Origin of the sequence: Paenibacillus silagei (genome assembly GCF_017874735.1) — a bacterium.
Classification (GTDB): domain Bacteria; phylum Bacillota; class Bacilli; order Paenibacillales; family Paenibacillaceae; genus Paenibacillus_AQ; species Paenibacillus_AQ silagei.
The window spans coordinates 73,307-98,494 of record NZ_JAGGLV010000018.1 but is presented as its reverse complement, the minus strand read 5'-3'; the positions used below and the strand labels follow the sequence as shown (position 1 = coordinate 98,494).

The window sequence follows — 25,188 nt, the reverse complement described above, 5'->3', positions numbered from 1 at the left end:
AACCAGAGCAGAAAGGAAGAGTTCCATGATTACATACGCCATACTCGGGATAACGTTTCTCTATGCTGTGATTCAGATCATTCTATATGCGTCCCGCCAGCGGAAGCCGCTCACCCGTGAGGATATCGACGAGCGCCTGCTGGCGGCATTGAACGGAGGAGATACGGCCCGTGAGTAAAAAGAAACCGGTGATCTTCCGTCCCTTCAAGGCTCCCCGTTACTCCTTCGAGAAGCTGCGCATCTGCCGCCGCTGCCGCCATTACACCGCTCTGAGCGAGGAACGCTGCGCCCACTGCGGCCGCGCCGCGCTGATTCCGGTGGAGAAGTATGCAGTGTCCCTAGCCGGGCGGAAGGTACAGACCCGGCTGCTCGTTATTCTCCTGCTGACCCTGGCCGGAATCTATTTCGGGCAGGATCTGCAGCAGATGGTGCTGTGCGGCGCAGGCGGTCTTGTATTAGCCGGACTGGTCTACTATACGCAGCGGAAAGTACGGCAGAACGAAAATCTGTATGCGCTGAATAAACTGCTTGGCCGCAATATTTTCAGCATCAAGGAAGATCTGGAGCTGAACCGCCAGGAAGCCGTGACGGTACTGCGCGAGAATGATGTGCTCGCTTATGAGAAGCTGCGCGAGATCTCCGTACTGCTGCGCGGAGACCGGATCTCCCGCCAGCGTGTCGCCCTGCTGCACGGGTTCCAGCTGCGCAAGGACATGACGCTGGAGCTGGAGCAGCTGCTGCTGAAGGACTTCGAGCCGCTGCTGGCTGAATATATCGGCGAGATCGCCAGGGTCCGTCCCGAGCTGATCAAGGACCGCACCCTGCGCTATGTCAAGAATTACGAGGTGCAGATTCTCGAAATGGATAAGGGGCTGGACATTATGACGGCCGTTGCCAGTGCTGCGGTTCGCATGAAGCGATACGCGCTGCTCTACTCCGGCATGATCGGCCGCTATGTGCAGGAGCTGCCCAAGGACCGGTTCCTGCGCTTATCCAGACTCATTGCCGCGAACCCTTATGAGCCGTGGAACGGCCTGGATGCCAAGGTGGAGGAGATCCGTGAGCTTAAGTACCGCTGGGACCCTGAAGTATAAGGTTAGAAGCTGACTGCCGCTCTAATCCTTATCTATGAAATAAAGGGGCTATATTATATGACGATCATACGGGCTATAACCCTGCGGAATATTTTGATTATTCTGTGTATTTTGATGCTGCTCCCGCTGGGACAGAAGGCGCTGGGGATTAAGAATAAGCTTCAGGATGTACAAGAAGCTGGAGAACTGTACGCTGCCGGGGAACTTATCGCTGCCGAGAACAAGTACCGTCTTGCAGCGGCCAATCATTCGATTCTATATAAAGAGAACGAAATTTCGGCGAAACTGACAGAGCTGGCTCCTATTACGAGCATCCGCACGAGTCTGAGCAGACTGTCCTTAACGCTGGAGGACCAGCTGACTGTGAAGGATTTTGCAGGGATGATGGAGAGCTATGCCTCCCTGCTCAGCCTGAAGAGCAAGTATATGACGCCGGGAGGACCCTATGAAGCTTATTATCGCCAGCTCTCGGCGGATTCAGGCGTCTCAGACAAGATGACAGCCGGGTTCCGGCAGTTCAAGGATGAGTATCTGGCCGGGCTTGCCGCAGGTGCATCTAAGGGCGCAGATTCAGGGACAGGCAGCGACAGTACAGACAGTCTCAAATGGAGCCTGCTGCAGATTCCGGCAGACTATTACGGGGGAACCGCCGCCAAGGATAAGCTGCTCGCTGCGAGCTTCAAGGCCCATGATACCGCGAGGCTCAAGGCTCTGGCCGCAGCCGGTAGCTTCGGGCCTATGCTGGAGAGCGCCCTCTCTATGGAAGAAGCTTATAAGAATCATAGCTATACCGCACCCTGGCTTAGCAAGCAGGTTCAGGAGAGCGCTTCGCTCATCCTGAACAAGGATCTGGACGGTGACCTCACCGCAGCCTTCGCCGGACATGCCGCCCGCTACCGCAGCTATGCGGCATCAGCCGGCATCACCAGCTCCAAGGTGCTGAAGCTGATCGACAACAGCATCGCCCGGCTGCTCCGCGAGGGCGCGCGCCATGTGCGCGGCGGCCGGTATGCGGATGCCATCAGGCTCTATGCGGAGCTGGCCCCGGTGCAGGACACCTCCGGAGAGACTGCTGCCGCAACGCTTGCCTGGAATACGGCCGAGCCACTCCGGCTGCTGCCGGGCGGAGAAGTGCAGGGCAGCTACTCCCTTACAGCCTCCGTCACCGACAAGTACGGGGCCAAGGTGGCTGTAGCCGGAGTAGACGCTGGCGGCAAGCTGGTCTACGCCGAGATGAGCAGGGACGGCACGGTCTCCACCCGGACCGGGGAGGTGATCCCGGGTTCGGGGATGCTGAGCGCTCTTTCTTTTGACGAAGCGTTGTCTGCTTACTCCGAAGTACCCGTAGTTGTAGCTAACGGCGGTGAGGCTGACGGACGAAGCATCTTCACAGGCTATACCATCCGGCCGGAAGGAATCTCCCTGCTGTTCAGCTTCACAGGCAGCAGCTATGAGCTGATAGCACAGGATGGCTCCATCCGCGTAATGAACACGGATCTGGCTGATGGTGTCGAGGGCAGGACCGCTATTTTCCGCCTGGTGAACGGAGCATATGAATTCTCGGAACTCTATCAGGAGTTCACTTACACCCCTATAGATGCTACACAGCTTGAGCTGTTTCCTTATGAGAAGGTGATGCTGTCCTGCGATATTTACTTTGATGCTGCCGGAAGAGCAGTTGCGCGTTCGAATGGACGTGAGCTGCTGCTTCAGGGCGAGGTGCCGCTAATGACCGGATCTGCCGCAGTCAGCGGCCAGTTCGCGAATGAATTCGGAGAGGTGGAGACGGAGCTTGGGGTGCAGACGGTGCCTGTGTTTGTGGTCGATTCGGCCCAGAGCTTAAGCCTGACGCCGCCTTGATGTGCGGAATACAGAGATTACAGGTCACTGAGGGATGGCTGCGGTGTCATCGCCGGGTGTTGCACGTTTCAGTGATGCATCAAAGAATGGTGTGGTGGAGCGGTGTGTGGGATAATGTGCAGTGTGCGGTGTGCGGAATGATGTCGTTGTGGTTGCGTAATTGTAGCGTGATGGCGGACAACTGGATGCTCCGCGGACTGTGAGGACTCTATTTGGTCAAAAAGACAATTTTTCTGCCCGCCACGGACTGAGAAGGCGTTAAAAGGTGCGGTGACGCTGAAAATGAGGCGATACAGGTTGGTTAAGGACCTCTGAGTCCGGATAGATTACCGGAATAGCGCAAATAGCAAAAATAGCGGCCTTCCAGTCCGCATGGACCGAAAATCCCAAAATGGAACACAAAAACGCAAGAGTCACACGGGATGTATGCCGCCCTGACTCTTGCGTTTTCTTTTGACGCGTGGAGATGCGTGGTTATCGTTCACGAACGGCGGCCCTTAGCGGCCATCAGACGCCCCTTCTTACAGCTGAACAGCCGGAGATACCGCTTCCGGGTAGACAGCACCTCCGCCGATGCGCTCAGCGTCTCCTTCACCTCGCCAAGCACCTCCTGAGTGTCCTTGACCGACTGCTTCATCCGCCCAAGCTCCGACTTCACTCCGTCACTCCGCAGCTTCGCCGCCTCCACCGTCTCCTGCATATTCGCTTTGAACTCATCCACCGGCGCCTTCAGTCCATCGACGGATTGCTTTACCCCGTCCAGTGACTGCTTCAGCCCATCGATGCTGCTCTTGAATTCCTTCAACGGATTGCCCATGTCGTCCCTCCTAAGCTCTCTTTCTCTATATTACCCAGAATAGAGGGAGCGGGATTCAACTTACCTGAAACTCTACTCTATTACGGTATGTGCAGATGCTCCGCGCTTTTGCGCTTGCTGCTGTGCCGGAAGGAATACAGCGGCCAGACGGAAGACAGACCTACTGCCGCAGCACAGGCTACGAACACCGCCACATAGCTTCCGTTCGGCCTGTTCCCCCCACTGATCATCAGACCGCCGGCCGCCGTTCCGAACATCATGCCGATGTTGCGGGATAAGGCCAGTATACTGCTGACCCGGCCAAGCTGCGATTTTGCCGCCAAACCCATAACGATGCTTGTGTTAGGCGAAGTAATCATTCCCATAGCACAGCCTAGCAGCACGACCGGCAGCACCATCGCACCCGCTCTCAAAGCAGGGGAGCCAAGGCCCAGCGCCAGCAGCGTGATACTCATCAGCAGCAGACCGGCGGTCAGGATGCCAACAGGCCCTTTACGGTCCGCAATACTCCCGCTGACAGGGGCAGTTACCACCAGCGCCAGCGGATAGCCAATCATAATCATGCCCACCCACGCAGGCTCAGCTCCGGCTAAGCGCAGCAGCGAAGGCAACGCCAGTTGTGCGGCAAAAGCAGCCATATACGTGATAACCGTAATCACAATTCCGGCAGCAAAGCTCCGGTCCGTGAACAGGCTGAAGCCGTTCTCCGCAGGCGGGGAGTTGCGCTGAGCGAAACGGGCATATCCTGTATAACCCGCTGCCAGCCCTACCGAGACCGCGAGCAGCAGCAGTACGGGTACAGACAGGAATGAGGAGCGGCTGCCGAGATCGACGGCAATCATCAGCGAAGTAAGACAGACAGCCATCCAGGCTGCTCCGGCCAGATTCATCCGGCCTCCGGCGGTCTCTGTATCCCGGGGAATCAGCCTATGCGCGAGCACACCCACGGCTCCCGCAACAACGGCCAGCAGCCAGAAGTTGCTCTCCCAGGCAAACCACTGGATCAGGAAGCCGCCTAAGGCCGGACCTGCCATCGAACCCGCAGCCACGAAGGTGCTCATCAGTCCCAGCGCCCGGCCCCGCTGCTCCGCCGGGAAGAGCGAGACGATCAAGGCCATGTTAGTCGCCTGATACATGGAGGCTCCCGCTCCCTGCAAGACTCTGAAGCCCAGCAGCATGGCTTCATTCCAGGCCAGCGCACAGCCCAGCGCCCCTGCTGCGAAGGCGAACAGCCCCAGATTATGCACCTTGCGGCGGCCGAACCTGTCGCCCAGCCGTCCCATTACAGGCAGCAGCACTGAAATGACCAGCAGATAGATGCTGACCACCCACTGTGCAGAGGCCACGGGAATCTGCAGATCAGCGGAAATATCAACCAGCGATATATTGAACATCCCGGCGGACAGATTGGACAGGAACGCCCCGAGACAGATGACCACCTTAACCGCCGTGAGGTTCACGACCCGTTCCGGTGACGGCATCGTGAGGCTCACGACAGTTGCTGCAGCACAGGCTGGTTCCAGATCTTCCAGCCCGCTTCAATCTCTGCGGCTGAAGCAACCACGCCGAAGTATCCCTTCATATTTTCCAGCGTCATGTCATGCGCCGCCCGGGAATAAGAGGCACAGGCGTCCTGAACCATCACAATCTGATAATCCAGCATGAACCCGTCCCTTGCGGTCGACTCCACGCAGACATTGGTGCTCACTCCAGTCATAATTAGGGTTTCGATCCGCAGCGAACGCAGCACCGAATCAAGCCGGGTGTTAATAAAAGCGCTGTACCGGTGCTTATTTACAATAATCTCCTCCGGAAGCGGGGATACCTCGTAGAATTCAGCCCCCCAGCTCCCCCGGCGGCAGACGCCCAGCGAGCCGCGCCCGGAGCGGGAGGTCCAGACCTGGGAATCGGTCGCTTTTTCATGGTAGGTCTGGATGTAAATGATCGGCACTCCCTGCGTTCTGGCCGCCGTAATCAGCCCGTGGAGCTGCGGCATCATCTCCCGCACAGCGGATACATCATTGCCTCCAGAAGCCAGTGCGCCCTCCTCATGGCAATAATCATTCTGAACATCTACTATAATAAGGGCCGTTTTATCAGGGATAATCAGATCGGCAGTTAACTCCATTTTGGTCACCTCTTTCATTTTTGAAGACCTGTGGGTCTCAGCTTACTTCGCTGCTGTTTTATTCACAAACTGCATATCGACCAGGTCATCATAGGTATACTCGCCTTTGTAGATTCCGGTCTTGATCATTACATCCATATCCTTATCCAGCGCCTCCTGCGAGATCACTCCATCCGGACTCCAGAGCTGGTCGTCATACGCCCGGTCAAGCGCAGCTTGGGCAGCAGCATCGGAGAGTGTAGGGAATTCCGCCTTCAAGACACGCATCGCCAGCTCTTTATCCTCCTGGATCACCTTCAGCGCCTTGACGACAGCATTCACCGCCTTCTGTACCGTTTCCGGGTCCTTCTCCAGGGTAGACTTCTTCACGCTCAGCACCGAGTAAGCATAGTCACCCAGATCATGGAATTTGTAAAAAGGTTCATCCCACACCCCCTTGCTCATCCCGTCACTGATCTGCGGCTCCGCGCCGTTCGCAATATCCGCGGCCCCCTGCTGGACCATCGCCACCACCGTGGAGCCATCCGCCGGCTCCAGCAGCCGGACATCCTTCTGCGGATCAAGCCCCAGCTCCAGCAGCAGATATTGGGTCAGCAGATTAGGCGTACCGCCATGCCGCCCGGCATTCAATTTCTTGCCCTTCAGGAAGGCTGCCAATTCCTCATCGGAGCTGCCTGCCGGGGCGGTCCCTTTTTTGGCCATCAGATAGACGTTCGCCCGGTTCACCACGTTGCTGACCGAGACAATCGGGTCGGAGTTGCCGATATTCGCCAGCGCATTGGACTCCGGCCCGCCGATGACGGCCCAGGCATCCCCGCTGACCACCGAGGTGACATGCGTGCCGCCCGCTGCCTGAAGCATCTCCACCTCAAGCCCCTCCTCCGCAAAATACCCTTCGCGCTGCGCCACGTACAGCGGCAGATAGCCTGTATAATGCAGCGGCTCGGCGATAACCAGCTTCTTCAGCTTCTCCGCACCGTTCCCGGCAGCGGCCGCCTCCACTTCAGCATTGCCTTTGCCGCCGCAGCCGGACAGCAGAATTACGGAGGCCAGCAGGACGGCAGACAGCTTTATTTTCGTAACATTCATCATTGGCTTCTCTCCTCTATCTTTGAAATGATGGCCCGCTTCTTAAGCCTTCTTCATCCCGTATCCCTTAGACAACCACTTCTCCAGCAGCACCACTCCTGCATACATGACCATCGACAGTACAGACAGAACTACAACTCCTACCCAGACCAGATTAATGTCGAGAATGGTCCCCGCATAGATGACCATACGGCCTATACCATGGCTTGAAGCGATGAACTCCCCGACAATCGCACCGGCCAGCGAAAGGGCAATATTAATCCGCAGACTGCTGATCATCCAGGGCATCGCCCAGGGAATGACCACCTTGGTGAACACCTGATGACGCTTCGCCCCAAGCGAATACATCAGCTTCTCCATATCCTTGTCCACACTCTGCACGCCGCTGTGCGCTGACAAGGCCGCCACAACCACTGTCATGGCAAAAGCAAGCGCCACCTTCGAGAAGAAACCGATGCCCAGCAGAATGACCAGCACCGGGGCAAGCGCCAGCTTCGGCATGGCGTTGAGCAGGATCAGAAACGGTTCACTGATGCCGGCAAATTTGCGGGACCACCAGAAGGACAGGCCGAGCAGCGAGCCAATCACCGTTCCCCCGATGAAGCCTAGAATCGTCGAGCTTGAGGTATACGCAATATCCTCCAGCAGCGTCCCCTCAGTCACCTGAGTCCAGGTTGTACTCATAATCCGCAGCGGGCTGCTCCAGTAGTACGGGTCCATCCAGCCGAACCGGGTGAACAGCTCCCAGCAGAGCACGATCAGCAGCGCCACGGACAGCCGCCCGATCCCGATGATCCGCCTCGTCCGGCGTCTGGCGGCTTCTTCATCAATAATGACAGGCTTCTTCTGCAGCTTCTCCGGCTTGACCGCCTGGACCGGAGCCGCCTCCAGCTTGTGAATGACATAGCCTTTCTTCTGTACACTCTCCATGGTTGTCCTCTCCTTCAACAGTTTATGAATTCTAAGAGATACGGGTGGCTGGCTCCTGATCCCCGCTTGACAGCAGATTCAGCAGGTGGGCCTTGAGCTCCATGAATGAAGCGGATACGGTATCCTCCTGGTGTCTGGGACGCGGCATATCTACCGAGATCTTGGAGATGATCCGTCCCGGCCGCCCGGAGAAGACATAGATGTCGTCAGACAGATAGATGGCTTCATCAATATCATGGGTAACGAATAACACCGTCTTGCGGAAGTCCTCCCAGAGCTCCAGCAGCCAGTTCTGCATCGTCAGCCGGGTCTGGGCGTCCAGGGCGCCAAAGGGCTCGTCCAGCAAAATAATATCGCGCTTATACAGCAGCGTACGGAGCAGCGCTGCCCGCTGGCGCATCCCGCCGGACAGCTCTGCCGGGTAATGACCGTCGAAGCCCTTAAGTCCATAGCGGTCCATCAGGGGCTTGGCCCGGGCTACGGCTTCCTTGCGCGGCACCCCGCGGATCTCCATGCCCAAAATAATATTGTCCAGTATCGTCCTCCAGGGCAGCAGCATATCCTTTTGCAGCATATACCCGACATATCCGGTCTTCCCTACGATATCCTCTCCGTCTGCAAGCACACGGCCGGTGGATGGCGGAATCAGGCCCGCGATAATATTGAACAGCGTGGACTTGCCGCAGCCGCTGGGGCCGATAATACTGACAAATCTGCCTTGTTCTATGGAGAGATTCGTCTCCTGCATGGCCATAATCTCCTGTCCGTCACGGCGGAACCACTTGCTGACACCGGCAATCTCAATTTTGGTTTTCATAGAATCAGCTCCCTAAGGTAGTAATAGCCTCACGACGATAAACAAAAAGCCGCCAGTTCAGGACACACCCCTGCAGGGAAATGTCCGAAAACTGACGGCAGGCCGGCTCTCCGGAAGATCAGAGTTCCAACGTAGCGTTCAGATAATGCTCAAGGTCCTTCTCCAAAATTATGATCGTACCGGAATACTCGGTCTCCACATCATAATCTTTAAGAACGGCCTTAATATTGACTTGAAATTCATCCAGAAATGCCTGCTTGATCTCGGCCTTGAATACTTCATGCAGCACCAGATTGATCTGGCGGCTTGCCGTGGGATCATGGGTATCCAGCACCTTGAGTACGGGCACCCGGCTGTTAATGGATAAAATAATAATCTTGTTGCCCACAAAATCGACCTTCTGCTGCTTAACGCCGGCGTTGAACAGCTTCTTGTTGATTTCGTTGTAGATCCGTAGAATGTCCTGTTTCCATTGTCCGGCGGAAGCGATCATTAGCGATCACACCTTTGCTGCAATAGATTATGTTATGAAATGTGACTCCCTAGCGACTATATCGCCTTTTGGCCCACCGCTTATACATCATTATAGATAAAAATAAAGACTTGTCAATAAAAATACGGAAGATAATATCACATAATTAAAAGAAAAATATATACTATGGTAGAATATATAACATTTAAGTCGTCGGGTTCACGCGAAGCTCCTCTAGCAGCTTCATGACTGCCGATTCTTCAACCGGAACAGAATAAGAACCGTCGGCAAAACGCTTCATCCTCCCGATACCGTCCTGAAAGACGAAGCGGATGCGGCCATTGCGTACTTTTTTGTCTGTGTACATCTTGTCCACTATCTGCGCCAGCGTGACTTCTTATTCCATTCAATCCTCGAAGTACTTCCACCATTCCACCAGCCAAGGCTCATCTACGCCGCGCAGGCGGAATTCCTCCAGCAACACCCCGCGGACCCGCTTCTCCATTTTCACAAAGCTGTTATCCTCCTGATACATTGGCGCATAGGACAGATCCTCTTTGAGATATCGCTGGAAGTCCTTCATACAATCAAGCACCCTTTTTCCCACCGTAAGCCGCTCTGCTACCTGTACAAGCCATTTATCATACGGATAGGGGTGGCCCTCCACTGTGATAGCACAGCGTAAGGCCTGCTTGTACACCTCCACCGCCTGAAAAAGAATCGGAAAAGCCTCTCCCCGGCGCACGGGATTATCCAGGCTTTTGGCAGCACTCCGAAGGTCTATGTATGTTTTCTTCCGCAGACTCATCAAATGTTCTGAAGGCAGCGGAACCGCTTGCGCAAACAGCGCCTTCAGAGCCAACGGGTCATGATAGAGACAGGCGACCGATGCATTCCACAGCCAGTCCAGTTGCCCTTTTTCCAGCGCCTGCTCCAGCTCCGATAATTTGAGCAGGGTGTAGTGTCCTGTTTTGCCGCTGGGCAGATGCACATCTACAAACAAGCTGCTTCTCTCCGGGATCAACTCTGCCCGTTCGAAACGGCTCGTAATCGGCTCATAGCATTCATCCCGGCAGACCAGGATCAGATCAATATCCGAGCTGTCATCCACAATCCCGAGCGCCGTTGATCCATCCAGCAGGATGCTGATATGCCCGCAATCCTCCGCAAGCAGCGGGTGATTCAGAATGTGCGTGCTGATATAGCTGCCAATTTCACGAAGTAATTCATTGTGCCGTTGCCGGTTGTCCGGCTTCAGCAGCAGACTGGATAGACTTGCCGTCCATAGCACACGCTTCCCTCCCCTTCATAGAAATTCCGCTCCCGGCAACCAACCGCACAGAACATATTTCCGGAATATTATAACATAATTTAGGAGGGTTACTGTTTGGATTGTCTCATAATCGTACTTTGGGTTTACCGCAAGCTAACAGGAAGGGAGACCTTGAGAAGAATGAACGATGAAACGATTTATAGCCATGAGGACACGCTGAGGATGCTGGACTCTTTTTTCCGGGACGAGGGGGAATGGTGGGATGGGTTCTATGCGGATAAGGAGAAGGGCATTCCTTTTTTCCGGGATTGTCCCGATGAGAATCTGGTGGAATGCTTCAGCGGCGGGAATATAGCACCAGGCCGAGTGCTTGAGCTAGGCTGTGGAGGCGGCAGAAATGCGGTGTACATGGCGCAGCAGGGATGTAAGGTGGACGCTGTGGATATCTCTCAGACGGCAGTCGATTGGGGAATGGAGCGTAAGGCGGCACATCAGGTAGAGGTGAATTTTACATGCGGGAATATCTTTGATCTGGAGCTGACGCCTGGGAGCTATGACCTCATCTATGACAGCGGATGCTTCCATCACATCTATCCACACCGCAGAGCCTCCTATCTGGAGCTGCTGGACCGGGCGCTCACGCCCGGCGGTTATTTCGGTTTGACCTGCTTCGCAGCAGGCTCCATGGGTGCAGAGATTACCGATTGGGAGGTCTACCGTCAGCGGCGGATGAGAGGCGGATTAGGGTTCACGGAGGAGCAGCTCAAGACGTTCTTCGGCAATTACGAGAATATCCAGTTTCGGCGGATGCGTCAGACGGAGCAGAGTGAGAACCTGTTCGGTGAAGCTTTTCTGTGGACGGCCCTGTTCCGAAAAAGATAACTAACGCCTCATTCCCGCAGCAGTCATACGTATGCTGTAGGCGCTGAAACAGTAGTAACTGTATTTTGTACAATGGAATGCTGTAAAAAGGGCATCGAAATAGATTCTATTGCATTCGGTACAATTGAATTTTGAATAAAGGCCTCATTTCGCCCAATACGCAGCATTCCACTGTATGAAATACAATAGAATCTCATTTTACGGTCAAATATGAGTTTTCTATTGCAGGAAATGTAATCAGCTACTTTCAATTCAAGCGTAGAAGTCGGCGATGGGTGCAGAATCTGCCTGATATCATCGTTCATGCCTCCATTAAGGTACAAGCGATTAGCTTAAGTGCAATCTGTACAACTAAAACGTCTGATGTACCATCGAATCGCAGTTTAGCTGTATTTCGTACATCTAAAATACCTCCATACCCCGGTTCTCAACCATTCAGGCAAATTTAGTTGTACAGACTACAGTTAGAAGAGGAATGCTTGCTTTTTCACGGTTTTTAATTGTACACAATACACTTGTCTCTGAATGTTTGCTTCGAACGTAACCTCATATTTGTGCACAACAAAAAGGCGGGACGCACTGAAATGCGCCCCGCCTGCTACATGCACTATCAATCCCGCTTACTGCACCCGCTCCGTAAACAGCCGCCCCGCGTAATCGCTGATCAGCCCGCCCATCGCCAGCTTGCCGCTCCAGTCGGCCGGAATGCCACTGAGCCCATAGTAGGCTCCGGCGATCTGGCCGTAGATGGCGCCGGTGGTGTCGGCGTCATTGCCGAGATTCACGGCGAGCAGCGCGCCTTCCTCGAAGCTGGCGGACTTATGGAACGCCCACAGCGCGGCTTCCAGCGACTCCACGACATAGCCCGAGCCTTGGATCTGCGGCGGCTCCTTCATCTTGTAAGAGCCTTGCTTGATGCTCAGCATATGCGGCGTCAAGGCCTCATCCTCATCCAGCCATTCGCGGAAGGCATCCGGCGCCAGCATCTCCCGCTTACTCCAGCCGTGCAGCCCGGCGAGAATATAGGCCGCGAGCAGGCGGCAGGCAGCAAGACACTCGGCGGCCCCGTGCGTGGTTCTTGAACTCATTGCTGCATAGCGGATCGCCTCAGCGGGCTGCTTCGCGTAGTACATCACCACCGGAGCCAGACGCATAATAGAGCCGTTTCCGGCAGAGAACGGGTCCTCTGAACCGCTGTACGCCTCCCCGCTGGCTTCATACCGGTGCAGCGCTTCACGCGTTGTGTTGCCGATATCGAAGCATCTGCCGGTGCTGCTAAGCACTCCTTCGCGGTACCACTTCACATAACGCTGCATTTGATCTGCCGGATCGAAGCCCTGCATGGCAAGCAGACTCTCCGCAAGACAGAGCGCCATCGAGGTGTCATCTGTCCACTGACCCGGCTGCAGAGCGAATACCCCGCCGCCGACAATATCTGTCATTGGCTTGAAGGTTCCGGGTGCCTGGAATTCTACAGTTGTGCCCAGCGCATCCCCGGCGGCCAGCCCCTGCAGGCAGCCCTGATAACGATCATCAGTCAATGTCACTTGGTCTCCCCCTTCCCGGAAGCTTCCTGCCCGCACTTATTCGCCGGGATACTTCAGTCCCCACTGCGCCCGGACTTCATCCAGCAGCTTCATCAGCGCTACGGATTCATCCAGTGTCATTACCGGGCTCTCGGTAAGCCCCGCTTGAAGGCAGCGGCCCACCTCTTCCGCCTCGAAGCAGTACCCGACCGAAGCACGGTCATCTTCGAACCTCTCAGCCAATTCGCCGTTCACGTAGAGCTCGGCCGATTTTGGATTAACCAAGGTGCCATTGACCACGATACGTCCTTCCGTTCCATAGATGTAGGCTTCATCGTCCAGATTCAGGCGGATACCGGCGTTGAGTGAAGCAGATACGCCATTCCCGTAGGATAACAGCAGTGAGAAGTGTTCATCCACGCCAGTCTCCCCGATATGAACAGTGCTGGCGATCGACTCTGGATGAGGTCCAAGAACCATCGAGGTGAAGGAGACCGGATAGATGCCGACATCCAGCAGCGCACCGCCGCCAAGGGCCGGATTCAGCAGACGTCCTTCCGGGTTCCAGTCAGAACGGAACCCAAGGTCCGCCTTCACTAGCTTCAACTCTCCTATGCGCCCGGCGGCCAGCCATTCCCTCACCTTCACATGTGCCGGGATATACCGGCTCCACATCGCTTCCATGAGGAACAGCTTATGCTCCCGGGCATAGGCCACGACTTCCTCCAGTTCAGCACTATTCACGGTAAAAGGCTTCTCGCACAGCACAGCCTTGCCCGCCCGCAAAGCCAGCAGCGCATTCTCCCGGTGAAACGGATGCGGTGTGCCGATATAGATGGCGTCCACATCAGGATCGTTCACCAGCTCTTCGTAGGTGGCGTATGCGACAGGAATGCCGTGATCGGCTGCGAATTTATCCGCGCTCTCCTGCGAGCGCGAGCCGACTGCATAGGCCACCCCATTGCTGGCGTGGGCCAGATCCGTGGCGAACTGATGGGCGATCCAGCCTGTGCTAAGAATGCCCCATTTTATCGTGTAAGCGTTATCTTCTGCCATAGTAATATCCTCCTCGTAATGAAGCTCAGGTCCCTCTGATTCTATCAAAATCTCCCTGGTGTGTACATGTCCGCCGACCGGCAGGACCCTCCAGCTCCAGACAAGTGTGTATTACAGCCCGAACAACACATTCAGGCGTTCCTTCGAATAACCGTCCTCCCCGCGCCAGTTGGCTACAGCGTTGAAATCATTGTCTCCGCCCCGCCCCTGGCGCGGCTCCTCCTGCGGAACCAGAATTCCAGCATATCCCCAGATCTCCATCACCACATCCCGTTCATGCCGGTTCGAGGGGAATATATCCTTCCAATGCTTCTCCAGCTTCCGTGCACCATCCATGCTGCCGCATAGCTTCACGGCTTCGGCCATATCCTGCAAAATACGAAGATCCTGCGGAGCAGCCTCCACCTCCTCTTCCCGGCTGAACAGCTCCAGATCGAGCCAGCAATACAGCAGCTTATTAAGGCGGATGCCGCCCCATTTGACCCGCTCGAAATTGAGCACATTCAGATCCACAGCGTTGTACTGCTGATCAGACATCAGGTGTCTGGCATCACAAGCAGCACAACTGCTATACCTTGGCTGCTCGGCGGGGGGCTGGGCGAATTCATGTGCAGGCAGCTCCGAGGTCAAAACCCAACTGGACAAGGCGCTCCGCAGATGAACCTTCCGGGTAGACAGGCTGTGCAGAAAAGCCGCCGCCACCTTCTCCCGGGTCACACTCCCGCTGTGCAGCACCCGAAGCTTCTCCACCAGCTCATCATGGGTGATCGTGAGGGGATCGAACATGACCCCCTTGCTCTTCGCATAGTCGAACTCTTCACCGGAAAAAGGCCCGTATGTCCCCTTCCAGCCGCTGGCGCTCCAGAACGATTTTTGCAGTATAGTTTTGGCCTTACGATCCATGTGTCTTAGCTCCCTTCCTTACCTGATGGTCCTATTGAATAATTATGTATCTCTTATACTTAACCTGAAGGCGGGGATTTGCACCGTCACAAAAAAACACCCTACCGGGTGAAAGATGCTTTCATGGCGATGCTCAGCCTCCCCCTCGCCAGTTCTGAGAGTCTTCTCTCACCGACCGCTTGCATGGATAGATTGTTGCACATCTTGCAGGATTTCTCTAAAAAGTCACGGGCTGTGGAGCACGCACCTCCCGCCAGCCCAATGTGTTCGCTTTTTCGATTACATTCCGCTCATACGCCCCGCGCTGGCCTAATGTGTTCGCTTTTTCGGCTACATTCCGGCCACGCACCTCCCGCCAGCCCAATATGTTCGCTTTTTCGGCTACATTCCGGCCACGCATCTCGCGCCAGCGCAATGTGTTCGCTTTTTCGGCTACATCCGCATCTGGCCCACCGCCTTCGCCCCAGCCCCAGTCACAGCAAAAACCCTCCCCGCCAGCCGCGAATCCGCAGCAAACGGGGAGGGTCATCCCCAACCCTATGTTATTTCTTAAGCACTAGCTCCAGGCGCACCTCAAGATTGTTCTCGGTACTGAGCACGATGGAATGCGGATTGCTGAGGCCGAAATCCTCGAAGGTTACGGTAGTCGTACCCGACAGCTTAAGCTCTCCGCCGCTATATGCAGCCTGCGAGTCGAACGTGACTTCCTTCTCGATGCCTTTCACGGTCAGCGTCCCCTGCAGTTGTACCGGCACCGCCGTCCCCTCTGTCCATTCCTTTGGCAGCTCCGAGAAGGACTTCACCGTGAAGGTGGCCTCCGGGAACTCCGCTACGGACAAGAAGTCCGCTCCCTTGACATGCTCGTCCCGCTGGGCGGTTCCCGAATCAAGCGCGCTCATGTCGACCGACCCTTCGCCGGTCATCGCGGAGGCATCCTCCAGATTCACCTTCCAGGTGCCCTTCACGGAAGGATCTACGAAGTTAACCGTTTCTTTGGATGTGGTCACGGACCAGTAGACCTTGGACGGCTCTGCAATGTTCCAGGTTCCGTTCAACTGCTCCGGCGTTACAGCAGCAGCGGCAGCAGCCGCATTGGCCGTTCCTTCCTTCTGGGCTCCGCTGTTCTGCGCCTGCTCAGGAATCACCGATTCAATCTCCACCTTATTGCCAAGGCTGTTATTCACTAAGATGAAGGCAGTGATGGCTCCTGCAATAATTACAATGGCTGCGGTTATAGCAACTGTTCTCTTCTTCATACGATCTCCTCCATTCCATTTTCTGTCTCTGCTCGTTCCAGCTGAATCTCATTCTACCAGAGCAATATGTCGGGAATAAGTCAAAGCATACTAGCCTGCAAATGTGTTAGAATTGTCGTAATTTTAGTTAAGGGACTGAAGCTCATGCAATCGATACTAATCGTAGAGGATGAAGAAGCCATCGCGCGGGTGCTTAGTGCCTATCTGCGAAAAGCAGGCTTTCACGTCACCCGGGCCGCAGACGGCCGGAGTGCCCTGGACGCCTTCGAGGAGGCGCCTCCCTCGCTGGTCCTGCTCGATATCATGCTGCCGGCGATGGACGGCTTCGAGCTACTGCAGCTCATCCGTGAGCGGAGCAGCTGCCCGGTCATCATGCTCACCGCCCGCGACGGGATCAAGGACCGGCTGGCGGGTCTGGACGGGGGGGCGGATGACTATATGTCGAAGCCCTTCATCCCCGAGGAAGTGGTCGCAAGGGTGCGGGCGGTGCTGCGCCGCCCCTCGCAGTGGTCGGACGGCAGCCGCAAGCGCCATTACGGCAGTCTGTTCATCGATTTCTCGGCCCGCAGCATCTTCCTGAACGGGGCGGAGGTCAGCCTCAGCCCGCGCGACATGTCGGTGCTGCTGTTCCTGGCCGAGCGGCCGAACCAGATTTGCACCCGCGACCAGCTCCTGGAGCATGTGTGGGAGATGGATTATGACGGAAGCGACCGTGCCGTTGATCTCTCCATCAAAAGACTGCGCCAGGCGCTCTCGCACTGGCCGGAGGACGAGGGCGAGATCCGCACACTGAGAGGAACAGGTTATCAATTATGGACAACATAAATAAGAGTAAGAAGAACAGCAGCAGGAAAAAGAAGACTACCTCCATTCTCACTTACTGGACGCTGCGGTACCTGCTGATCATCAGCATCGGGCTGCTGGTGACGGCGCTGTTCACCCTCTGGTGGATGCAGCAGGAGGCGATGAGCAACCGGATGCAGACGACCGGCCTGCTGGCGCAGGAGATCGCTGACCGGAGCGTGGATACAGACGGTCAATTAGCGATTACCGGGGGCCTGAATAGGCTGGTAGAGGACCGCAAACGCTTCTTCAAGGTCACTGAGGAAATGTGCGTAATCATCACCGGACCTGAAGGCGAATTGTTATACTCCCAGCCCCCGATGACAGACGAGGAAATGCGACACAAGCTCAATGATAGCCTGACCGATTCGCGAACCTCTGAATACAAGGCCGCCGCCGCACAGATCCAGGGGGACCAGGGCACACTGGGGCAGGTGCTGGTTATGCAGTCCAAGCGCTCCCTGCGTCATATTCCGACAGAGGAGATCACCTTCTTCTCGATTATCATCGTCTTCCTGATTATCCTAAGCTGGCTGACGATCTATCTCTTGTCGATCAAGCTGGCCAAGCCGGTTCAGCGGGTGGCCGCTGCCGCCGCGCAGATCAGCAGCGGCCAATATAATATCGCGCTTGAGACCGGGGCCAAAGAACGTGAGATTCACGAGCTGCTCGTCTCCTTCCAGGAGATGGCGGGCAAGCTGCAGCAGTTCGAGCAGTCGCGGGCCATCATGCTGGCCGGCGTGTCCCATGAGCTGAAGACGCCGGTCACCTCAATCAAAGGACTGCTCCATGCGGTACGCGAGGGCGTTGTCGAAGGCGAGGAGGCCAATGAATTCCTCGATATCGCTCTGCTTGAGACCGGGCGGCTGCAGCATATGGTCGCCGATCTGCTGGACTACAATGCGCTGACAGCGGGCATGGTTGCCGTCCGTCATGATAAGCTCGAAGCGGCCCCGCTGCTGGAGGAAATCCTCTATCAATGGATGCTGACCCAGAACGGGGAGGTTAATAAGCCCATCCTGCTGCTGCCGGAGAACCCGCTTGTGCTGCGGGGAGACCCGCTGCGCATCCAGCAGATTATTGTGAATCTGCTGGGCAACAGTCTGCAGGCGAAGACGCCGGACTGCAATCTCCAATTGAAGCTTGAACTTACGGCTACGCCGCAGGGGCAGGCCGAAATCTCCGTTACAGATAACGGGCCGGGCATCCACCCGGACAGCCGGGAACGGATCTTCGAAGCCTTCTACCGCAGCTCGGGCAAGCAGAGCCTGCTTCGCGGACTCGGGCTGGGCCTGACCTTCAGCAGACTGCTGGCCGAAGCCATGGGCGGCAGCCTGGAGCTGGGCAGCAATCCGCCGCAGGGCTGCACCTTCGTGCTGCGGCTCCCGCTGGCAGAGTAATGAACCGGGGAAGCGCGTTATAGTCCAGCACCCCGCTGCGTGGTATAATCAACTGACTACAAGCGGAAACGGTATTGCCGTCCTTTTAAAGGACGGTACCGTTTCAGCGAGAAATAGAAAGATAATGTATAGCGTGAAACCTATACATTTTTATATTTCAAGTGAACCGGAGGCTGTATATGCTTACTTTTGAACAGAAAATAGCTATTCTTGATTCCTATCCCCAGCTGGAGGCGCGGAAGGTCTCACTGGGACGGGTGAATTATCACCTGGAGCAGAGCCGTCACGACAAGAAGACCGTGGCTTCGTATATTCACCCGAACGGGAACGGCTTCGTCTATGCCGGGCTGCTGCGGGGCTATGAGACGGATGATAAGGGACTGGTCAATATCCGCGATTATTCGGAGGCTGCGCTGCGCGAGCTGCTGGATGCGTCTATCACTTCTCTCTTGATGTACATTCCCGAGGCCCCTGCCCCTTCCAAAAGAAAGAAAAAAGCGCAGACGGGCGGAGCTGAAGCGCAATCACTGTGGACGAATGAGGACGGGCATACGCTGAGCCTGAGATTCGAGGAGGATCTGTGGTATCTCTATGCCGGACTACAGCTTGAGATGGCCTTCGAGACGGTCGCTGAAGCGGAGGAATATCTCGCTGAAGAGGGGTTTGCCCGGGTGGCAGACGAATTACAGGAATAGAATGGGTCCCGGCCCGTAAATCGACGTTTATCGACGATTTACGGGCTTTTTCGCATGAATTTCTGCATATTCCGGCAAATTTATAGAATTTCCCGTTGAGTCCCCTTATACTAAAGCCAGTGGCATTTTCCATATATTTCACAAGGAGGAATCACAATGAACAACCCGGAAGGCGGAACACCCTTCACGAATCCTGAGGGACCTAACAACCAACCTGGGCAACCGCAGCCCCAGCGTAAGGTATCCGAGCAGTTCAATAATCTGCTCAAGGATGAACGTGTACAGCAGGCACAGGCAGTAGGCAAGCAATATTGGAGCTTTTACCTGAGAGCCCTTACCCGCCCGTACAGTACAATGAGGGAAATTCCTGTGGCCCATTTCATGAACAGCCTGATCACCATGGGCCTTACGGCGTTGTTAACGGCCTTATATTTCCTCACCCTGTTCATCAAATGGGATGTCTCGGCCATCTTCGGCCCCGGCTTCCTGAAGCCGCTGTTATTGACGGCGGTTGGCCTGGCCGTTGCTTGCGGAGCCACTTATGCCGTTCTCCGGCTGGAGAAGGTCAGCTTCGATTTTAAATTGCTGATTACCCGGATGGGAACGCTGCTCGTTCCGGCCGTGGCGCTGCTGGTGCTGGCGATTCTCACACTACTTGTCAGCCTGTACTCCTTCTCGACCACACTGGTGGCGTTGTCCTTCCTGTTCGTCTTCATCAGCATGAATACGGCTTTGTTCCAATATCCGCTGAACACTGGCGGCAGCCGGGGCATTGACACCTTATACCCGATTGCCATCGCCAACATTGTGACCGGATATATTTTCTACAAGCTGATCACCTCCGTCATTGCCGGTGCAGCCTTTGGTATGCTGAGCAACTCGTTTAAATTTTAAATTTATATAAAATGCAATTTAAGCTTTGAACTCGAAGCATGGTCGTCGCTGTACATGACAAAACGGCGCTGCCGTCCTAATCAGGACAGTAGCGCCGTTTCCATGTGTTGCACTTCTATTCAGCCCGGTAAGCCTGTTACGGAGTTGTAGGAGCTGCCGGAGCCGCTGGCATTTCAACTTCCTTCGCGTCCAGTGCTTCCTGCGGAACCTTGATCTCGTCAACCTTGTTGTGATCGCTGATGGTCCCCTTCATATCCATATCAATCGATATCGTCTGGTCATTGCTGGTCATATCCATGACCATGGTTACATCGGTGCGGGTTGGGAAGTAGGTCTTCTTATCCACCGCATAGGCGATATTCATGCTCTTGATATTCATCTGCTCCATCATGGCAGCCATCTGCTGGTCAGAGCTTCCGGTCTGGTTCATATAGGTCTTCGCCAGCTCCTTAACGTCATCCCCGGATACCTCAGCAGAGAGCAGATAACTATCGCCTTCCTCGGTAATTTTGGTCTTATCGGTGAGTGCCTTGAATTGTGCCAATTGCTTCTCAGGGTTAGCGGACTGCTGCATAGCAGTAAGGACCTGTTCACCCATCGTAGCAGGCAGCTTCATCCATTGCCCGTTCATCTGGGAATAGAAGCCGTCCTTAGTCACATATTGCTCAATCTTCTGGTCACCCTGGGCCGTCTTCATCTGCACCTCCTGATGCATCATCAGCGGCTCCTTAATGAACGTAGATTTCGTGTTCATATCAGTATCTTGCGCATTGTCCCCTTGTGCCGTCTTTACATTGATCTTCTGCTTCACCTGCATGTCAACTACATAGCTCTTCAGATCACCAGATGCAGCAACCGATTTTTGAACCAATTCATCAACCGTTGGAACACCTTTTGATGTCTGTTCAGCAGGCGCTGCCGACGCGGAGGCTTCCGGAGCCGCGTTTCCTCCAGGTGCTGCTGTTGCAGCTCCCCCCGATGGTTTGAGCTCCTCATTATTGCCGCAGCCAGCCAAGGCGACAGATAGCATAACACCCATGAATAAAGTAGTCCATTTCTTCAAGTTCGATTCCTCCTAGTGATGTTAGCAAGTAGTATTGTTAAATCTTGTGATGTATTTAACCACAGGAGCCCCCCTTTTAATCAGGCGTTTAAAAGTTACATCCAAAGTCATGGTCGTCCGGGCTGCAAAACAACACTATGAAGACAGGCAAAACTGTGCTTATATGAGGAAGAATACTACTAAATCCTAAAGGGAAAGAAGCGTGGACCCGCATGAGTTTTGAAATCGTAGAGGCTACCCTGTCTGACATTCAAGCCGCTCTGGATTCCGGGGAGATCACTTCCAGACAATTAGTCCTGATGTACCTTGAGCGCATAGCGGATCATGACAAAAGCGGCCTGACCGTCAATTCCGTACTGGAGATTAATCCGGATGCGCTGTTCATCGCTGAATCCCTGGACGTTGAGCGCCAGCTTCAGGGTCCGCGCGGACCGCTGCACGGCATACCTGTGCTATTGAAGGATAACATTAATACCGGGGATAACATGCATACCAGCGCGGGCTCGCTCGCGTTGGCGGACTCTTTTGCCGGAGAGGATGCCTTCATCGTCAGGAGGCTGCGCGAGGCGGGAGCTATCATTATGGGCAAGGCTAATATGACGGAATTCGCCAACTTCATGACGAATGGCATGCCCTCCGGCTACAGCTCCCGGGGCGGGCAGGTGCTTAACCCCTATAACATCTCCACGCCGACAGGCGGCTCCAGCGCCGGGTCTGCAGTAGCGGTGGCCTGTAATTTCTGCAGCGTCTCCGTTGGAACAGAGACCTCCGGCTCCATCCTCAATCCCGGCAATCTTGGCTCTATTATCGGTATTAAGCCCACGGTGGGGCTGATCAGCCGCTCCGGTATTCTGCCGCTCTCCAGCACGCAGGATACCGCCGGGCCTATGGCACGAACGGTCCGGGATGCCGTCCTTCTCCTGAACGCTCTGCTCGGTCAGGATGCCGGAGATGCGGCTATGGGTACGAACAGAGGTAAGGTTCATGAGGATTATACGGTTTTCCTGGATGCAGACGGTCTGCGGGGAGCAAGAATCGGAATTCCGCGCGATTATTACTTCGAGGAGCTGACGGAGGAGCAGCTTGCGCTGTTCAATGCCTCTGTGGAGAGAATGCGGGAGCTCGGGGCGACCATTATCGATCCGGCCGAGATTACAACGGCGCGGGAGATCAGCTATTCGTCCGTGGTGCTGAATGAATTCAAAACCTCACTGAACGCCTACCTGGCCCGCCTGGGCCCGGGGGCACCGATGCGTACCTTGAAGGATATTATTGATTTCAATCATGCCCATCCGGTCCAGACGCTGAAGTTCGGGCAAGCGACCCTGCTCGATGCCGAATTAACAACCTCCGGCACCTTCACCGAGCTGCAATATTTGCGTGACCGCATGACGGATCTCAGACTCTGCAAGGAGCTGGGGATTGACGCTACTATGCGCGAACATCAGCTTGATGCCCTGCTGTTCCCCGCTGACTTCGGCGCACGGATTACCTCAAGAGCCGGATATCCGTCGATCGTGGTGCCGTCAGGCTATACCTCAGCCGGTGCCCCCTTCGGCGTAACCTTCTCCGCCCGGGCCTATGAAGAACCGATGCTTATCAGACTGGCTTACGCCTATGAGCAGAACTATAAGGTACGCAAGCCGCCTTCACTCCGCAGCTTCATCTGATCCCGCTTCAGGCCAACATGGGACAGGCTCCAGGTGCGCAGCCCGCAGCTGCGCACCCCCTTCTCAATCATAGTCATGCCGGTTCTCTTCATCGGCAATGCTCTGAATCTCCTCTGCATGCATCAGATGCAGCTCATAATCGCCTTCGGCATGCAGCTTCACGACCCGCTCTTTGGTGAACTTCGCACTGCTCTCCGCCGCATCCTCGTCGTAGAACAACAGAATCCCGTCACTTTTACGCAGCAGCAGATCATCTCTGGCCTTGAACTGCCAGCTCCCGTCATAGGGAGCATTGCTAACGGCTCCGTAGTAGTCCGCACCGGCTACAATGCGGCGGTATTCATTCTGCTTCTCTTCCTTCCACTTCTCCTCCGGTGAGGCATGGGCCGTAATAATGCCCAGCTTCAGCCCGGGGTATTGCTGCTTCAGCTCCAGCACCACCTCGCAGGCCCACAGATCAACACCATATTGCCCGGGAGTAATGACCCATTCCAGTCCCTCCTCCACCAGCGGAATGATCCGGTTGGCGAGTGCTTTTTTGATATAGGGAATGCCCTGATGCTTGCTGTCATAAATGCCGAGCTCATGGGCCCGGTAGCCTGTGACCAGTAAAGTCTTCATGTGCTGCGCCTCTCTCCTGACTGCTTCATTCCGAAATGTATGGGACAACCTGTACTTTATGCATTATATCTTATTTCGCGTGGCAGGGCTGCCGGACCCGGGGAGCATATAAGCCGGACCCACCGTACCAAATTATTTTCGGTAATTACGAGTAAATTTAGATAAAGTTTGGAAAACTGCATGAAGATGAAAACTCGTACTCCGTTATACCCAAATTCAAAAGCTGGGGATGATTACACTGTTCGGTATGATTCTTTCCTATATACCCGGCTGGGCAATCTTCGCCCAAGCGGGTGTGGCTATGCTTGTTCCGCTGCTCTTGGCCTATCTCTATAAATCGCTCTACAAGCTGGTAGGCAGCGGACGCGGCCAGATCGGGTACGGCGCAAGAACCGTTCCTGCGCAGGGGCCGCCGCCGCTGGCTCCAGAGGAATCCTCCGCCCGGTTTACCGGTGATCTCCAGGCCGACCTGCAGGCGGTTAAATCCGGCATCGGCAACAACAGCGATGTCCATTTCAGAGCATTCACAAATGCGAAAACAGGTGCACAAGGAGTCGTCATCCATGTCGACGGCATGCAGAGTGACCGGCTGCTCAGTATGGAAGTTATGCAATACCTGATGCATGAGATGCCTCCCGGTCCGCAGTCTTCTGTTGAAATGGCCGGGCATCGTCTTCCCTTCAGCGAGCTTAGAGAGGAAGAGCATATCAGAGACTTCAATAAGTCTGTCCTCTTCGGCCATGCCGCCCTGCTGATCGATGGGCTGCGCTGCGGGCTCCTGATCGAGATGCCCGGTGCTCCCAGCCGCCAGGCGGACGAGCCGGTCTCCGAAGCGCTGCTCCGCGGCCCCAGACTGGGCTTCACGGAGGTGCTCAGCGAGAATACCTCTATTTTGCGCCGCCAGGGCCTTAGCGATCAGCTTGAGATGGTATCCTTCCGGGCAGGGACCGCTATTGAAAGGGAGATCGTTGTGGCCTACATGAAGGATATCGTCAATCCCGACCTGCTGGAGGAGATTAAGAACCGCATCTGCAAAATCGATATGGATTTCCTGGCCGAATCCGGCTACATCGAGCAGCTGATTGAGGATAATTATCTCAGCCCGTTCCAGCAGCTGCAGAATACAGAACGGCCGGACAGGGTCATCAGTGCCCTGCTGGAAGGACGGGTCGCCATTCTGCTGGACGGCACGCCCTTTGTGCTAATCGCACCGGTGACCTTCAGCATGCTGCTGCAGTCGCCGGAAGATTATTATGAGCGCTGGCTGCCTGGCACTCTCCTGCGGCTGATGCGTTTTGGAGCATCCTTCTTTGCCCTGATGGCTCCAGCCCTGTACATCTCTTTCATCTCCTTTCATCCGGGGCTGATTCCTACAGAGCTGGCGATCACGATCATTAAGACCCGGCAGGGTGTGCCCTTTCCCTCTCTGATAGAGGTGCTGATTCTGGAGGTCGCCATCGAGATTCTTAGGGAAGCGGGCATCCGGTTGCCGAAGCCGATCGGTCCGGCGATGGGCATCGTCGGCGGTCTGATCATCGGCGATGCAGCGGTTCAGGCGGGGATCGTCAGCCCGTTCCTGGTCATTACGGTGGCCGTAACTGCCATCTCCTCCTTCTCCATTCCAATGTACAGCGCCGGGATCACCCTGCGGATGCTGCGCTTCGCCGGTATGCTGTTCGCCTCGGTGCTGGGAATGTACGGGACCATTCTGTTCTTCCTGCTGATCTGCTGCCACCTGACCAAGCTCAAGAGCTTCGGAGTGCCTTATCTGACCCCGCTCTCCCCTTTCCGGCTCAGTGACTGGAAGGATCTGTTCCTGCGCGCTCCGATGGCACTGATGAAGCGCAGACCGAAAATGATGAAGACTAAGCAGAGTAAACGAAGATCATGACCGCGCCT

The 25,188-nt window shown here is 55.3% G+C and carries 26 protein-coding genes; 10 read left to right on the top strand and 16 right to left on the bottom strand.

Features of this window, described 5'->3' with window-relative positions; all coding sequences use genetic code 11:
• The first annotated feature begins 25 nt into the window (after positions 1 to 25).
• From J2Z70_RS23355 to J2Z70_RS23345, 3 genes are read left to right on the top strand one after another with little or no spacing between them, the layout of a single operon-like run.
• Positions 26 to 178: a hypothetical protein gene (locus tag J2Z70_RS23355; RefSeq protein ID WP_155991665.1), complete on the top strand. Its 153-nt coding sequence runs from the start codon at positions 26 to 28 to the stop codon at positions 176 to 178.
• Entirely contained in the window at positions 171 to 1,094 is a 924-nt protein-coding gene (locus J2Z70_RS23350; RefSeq protein WP_209877163.1) for a hypothetical protein, read from the top strand. The genes J2Z70_RS23355 and J2Z70_RS23350 overlap by 8 nt, the downstream gene beginning before the upstream one ends.
• Before the next feature lie 57 nt (positions 1,095 to 1,151).
• Complete coding sequence (locus J2Z70_RS23345) at positions 1,152 to 2,954, top strand: hypothetical protein (protein ID WP_209877161.1); 1,803 nt, start codon at positions 1,152 to 1,154, stop codon at positions 2,952 to 2,954.
• A 481-nt stretch (positions 2,955 to 3,435) separates the two neighbouring features.
• Here the strand turns inward: J2Z70_RS23345 and J2Z70_RS23340 are convergent, their stop codons facing one another.
• From J2Z70_RS23340 to J2Z70_RS23300, 9 genes are all read right to left on the bottom strand, one after another.
• Positions 3,436 to 3,771 carry a hypothetical protein gene (locus J2Z70_RS23340; protein WP_209877159.1) on the bottom strand — a complete coding sequence of 112 codons (336 nt, stop codon included), beginning with the start codon at positions 3,769 to 3,771 and terminating at the stop codon, positions 3,436 to 3,438.
• Between the two features lie 80 nt (positions 3,772 to 3,851).
• Positions 3,852 to 5,264, bottom strand: coding sequence for an MFS transporter (locus J2Z70_RS23335; protein WP_209877157.1), 1,413 nt, complete (start codon positions 5,262 to 5,264; stop codon positions 3,852 to 3,854).
• A complete protein-coding gene (locus tag J2Z70_RS23330) occupies positions 5,261 to 5,917 on the bottom strand; it encodes a cysteine hydrolase family protein (protein WP_245368467.1) in 657 nt (218 codons plus the stop codon). Before J2Z70_RS23330 ends, J2Z70_RS23335 begins: the two co-directional genes overlap by 4 nt.
• 24 nt (positions 5,918 to 5,941) lie before the next feature.
• The gene (locus tag J2Z70_RS23325) at positions 5,942 to 6,988 is read right to left on the bottom strand and encodes an ABC transporter substrate-binding protein (protein ID WP_209877235.1); all 1,047 of its coding nucleotides are present in this window, start codon (positions 6,986 to 6,988) and stop codon (positions 5,942 to 5,944) included.
• A gap of 42 nt (positions 6,989 to 7,030) precedes the next feature.
• A complete protein-coding gene (locus J2Z70_RS23320) occupies positions 7,031 to 7,918 on the bottom strand; it encodes an ABC transporter permease (RefSeq protein ID WP_209877155.1) in 888 nt (295 codons plus the stop codon).
• A gap of 31 nt (positions 7,919 to 7,949) precedes the next feature.
• Complete coding sequence (locus J2Z70_RS23315) at positions 7,950 to 8,735, bottom strand: ABC transporter ATP-binding protein (protein ID WP_209877153.1); 786 nt, start codon at positions 8,733 to 8,735, stop codon at positions 7,950 to 7,952.
• Positions 8,736 to 8,853: 118 nt separating this feature from the next.
• The gene (locus J2Z70_RS23310) at positions 8,854 to 9,228 is read right to left on the bottom strand and encodes a Na-translocating system protein MpsC family protein (RefSeq protein WP_209877151.1); all 375 of its coding nucleotides are present in this window, start codon (positions 9,226 to 9,228) and stop codon (positions 8,854 to 8,856) included.
• A 184-nt stretch (positions 9,229 to 9,412) separates the two neighbouring features.
• The gene (locus J2Z70_RS23305) at positions 9,413 to 9,583 is read right to left on the bottom strand and encodes a hypothetical protein (protein WP_209877149.1); all 171 of its coding nucleotides are present in this window, start codon (positions 9,581 to 9,583) and stop codon (positions 9,413 to 9,415) included.
• 30 nt (positions 9,584 to 9,613) lie between these two features.
• Positions 9,614 to 10,498: a hypothetical protein gene (locus J2Z70_RS23300; RefSeq protein WP_209877147.1), complete on the bottom strand. Its 885-nt coding sequence runs from the start codon at positions 10,496 to 10,498 to the stop codon at positions 9,614 to 9,616.
• Between the two features lie 162 nt (positions 10,499 to 10,660).
• Between J2Z70_RS23300 and J2Z70_RS23295 the strand changes: the two genes are divergently transcribed.
• Positions 10,661 to 11,362 carry a class I SAM-dependent methyltransferase gene (locus tag J2Z70_RS23295; protein WP_209877145.1) on the top strand — a complete coding sequence of 234 codons (702 nt, stop codon included), beginning with the start codon at positions 10,661 to 10,663 and terminating at the stop codon, positions 11,360 to 11,362.
• A 620-nt stretch (positions 11,363 to 11,982) separates the two neighbouring features.
• Here J2Z70_RS23295 and J2Z70_RS23290 read toward each other — a convergent pair.
• From J2Z70_RS23290 to J2Z70_RS23270, 5 genes are all read right to left on the bottom strand, one after another.
• On the bottom strand, positions 11,983 to 12,909 hold the full coding sequence (locus J2Z70_RS23290) for an ADP-ribosylglycohydrolase family protein (RefSeq protein WP_209877143.1): 927 nt from the start codon (positions 12,907 to 12,909) through the stop codon (positions 11,983 to 11,985).
• 36 nt (positions 12,910 to 12,945) lie between these two features.
• On the bottom strand, positions 12,946 to 13,944 hold the full coding sequence (locus tag J2Z70_RS23285) for a Gfo/Idh/MocA family protein (RefSeq protein WP_209877141.1): 999 nt from the start codon (positions 13,942 to 13,944) through the stop codon (positions 12,946 to 12,948).
• Between the two features lie 111 nt (positions 13,945 to 14,055).
• Positions 14,056 to 14,847 carry a hypothetical protein gene (locus J2Z70_RS23280; protein WP_209877139.1) on the bottom strand — a complete coding sequence of 264 codons (792 nt, stop codon included), beginning with the start codon at positions 14,845 to 14,847 and terminating at the stop codon, positions 14,056 to 14,058.
• 217 nt (positions 14,848 to 15,064) lie between these two features.
• A complete protein-coding gene (locus J2Z70_RS23275) occupies positions 15,065 to 15,376 on the bottom strand; it encodes a hypothetical protein (protein WP_209877137.1) in 312 nt (103 codons plus the stop codon).
• A gap of 13 nt (positions 15,377 to 15,389) precedes the next feature.
• On the bottom strand, positions 15,390 to 16,103 hold the full coding sequence (locus J2Z70_RS23270) for a YceI family protein (protein ID WP_209877135.1): 714 nt from the start codon (positions 16,101 to 16,103) through the stop codon (positions 15,390 to 15,392).
• Between the two features lie 144 nt (positions 16,104 to 16,247).
• Between J2Z70_RS23270 and J2Z70_RS23265 the strand changes: the two genes are divergently transcribed.
• The 4 genes from J2Z70_RS23265 (at position 16,248) to J2Z70_RS23250 (ending at position 19,935) form a co-directional block, all read left to right on the top strand.
• Entirely contained in the window at positions 16,248 to 16,928 is a 681-nt protein-coding gene (locus J2Z70_RS23265; RefSeq protein ID WP_036731306.1) for a response regulator transcription factor, read from the top strand.
• Positions 16,916 to 18,346: a sensor histidine kinase gene (locus J2Z70_RS23260; RefSeq protein ID WP_036731304.1), complete on the top strand. Its 1,431-nt coding sequence runs from the start codon at positions 16,916 to 16,918 to the stop codon at positions 18,344 to 18,346. The genes J2Z70_RS23265 and J2Z70_RS23260 overlap by 13 nt, the downstream gene beginning before the upstream one ends.
• Before the next feature lie 179 nt (positions 18,347 to 18,525).
• Positions 18,526 to 19,041: a hypothetical protein gene (locus J2Z70_RS23255; protein ID WP_209877133.1), complete on the top strand. Its 516-nt coding sequence runs from the start codon at positions 18,526 to 18,528 to the stop codon at positions 19,039 to 19,041.
• 156 nt (positions 19,042 to 19,197) lie between these two features.
• The gene (locus tag J2Z70_RS23250) at positions 19,198 to 19,935 is read left to right on the top strand and encodes a hypothetical protein (RefSeq protein WP_209877131.1); all 738 of its coding nucleotides are present in this window, start codon (positions 19,198 to 19,200) and stop codon (positions 19,933 to 19,935) included.
• 136 nt (positions 19,936 to 20,071) lie between these two features.
• On the opposite strand, the gene J2Z70_RS23245 is transcribed toward J2Z70_RS23250, so the two are convergent.
• Positions 20,072 to 20,998 (bottom strand): DUF6612 family protein, encoded by a 927-nt coding sequence (locus J2Z70_RS23245; RefSeq protein ID WP_209877129.1) that lies wholly within the window; start codon positions 20,996 to 20,998, stop codon positions 20,072 to 20,074.
• 212 nt (positions 20,999 to 21,210) lie between these two features.
• Between J2Z70_RS23245 and J2Z70_RS23240 the strand changes: the two genes are divergently transcribed.
• Positions 21,211 to 22,668: an amidase family protein gene (locus J2Z70_RS23240; protein ID WP_209877127.1), complete on the top strand. Its 1,458-nt coding sequence runs from the start codon at positions 21,211 to 21,213 to the stop codon at positions 22,666 to 22,668.
• Between the two features lie 63 nt (positions 22,669 to 22,731).
• Here the strand turns inward: J2Z70_RS23240 and J2Z70_RS23235 are convergent, their stop codons facing one another.
• The gene (locus J2Z70_RS23235) at positions 22,732 to 23,289 is read right to left on the bottom strand and encodes an SLOG family protein (RefSeq protein ID WP_036731292.1); all 558 of its coding nucleotides are present in this window, start codon (positions 23,287 to 23,289) and stop codon (positions 22,732 to 22,734) included.
• 238 nt (positions 23,290 to 23,527) lie between these two features.
• Between J2Z70_RS23235 and J2Z70_RS23230 the strand changes: the two genes are divergently transcribed.
• Positions 23,528 to 25,180: a spore germination protein gene (locus J2Z70_RS23230; RefSeq protein WP_209877233.1), complete on the top strand. Its 1,653-nt coding sequence runs from the start codon at positions 23,528 to 23,530 to the stop codon at positions 25,178 to 25,180.
• The last annotated feature ends 8 nt before the right edge of the window (positions 25,181 to 25,188 follow it).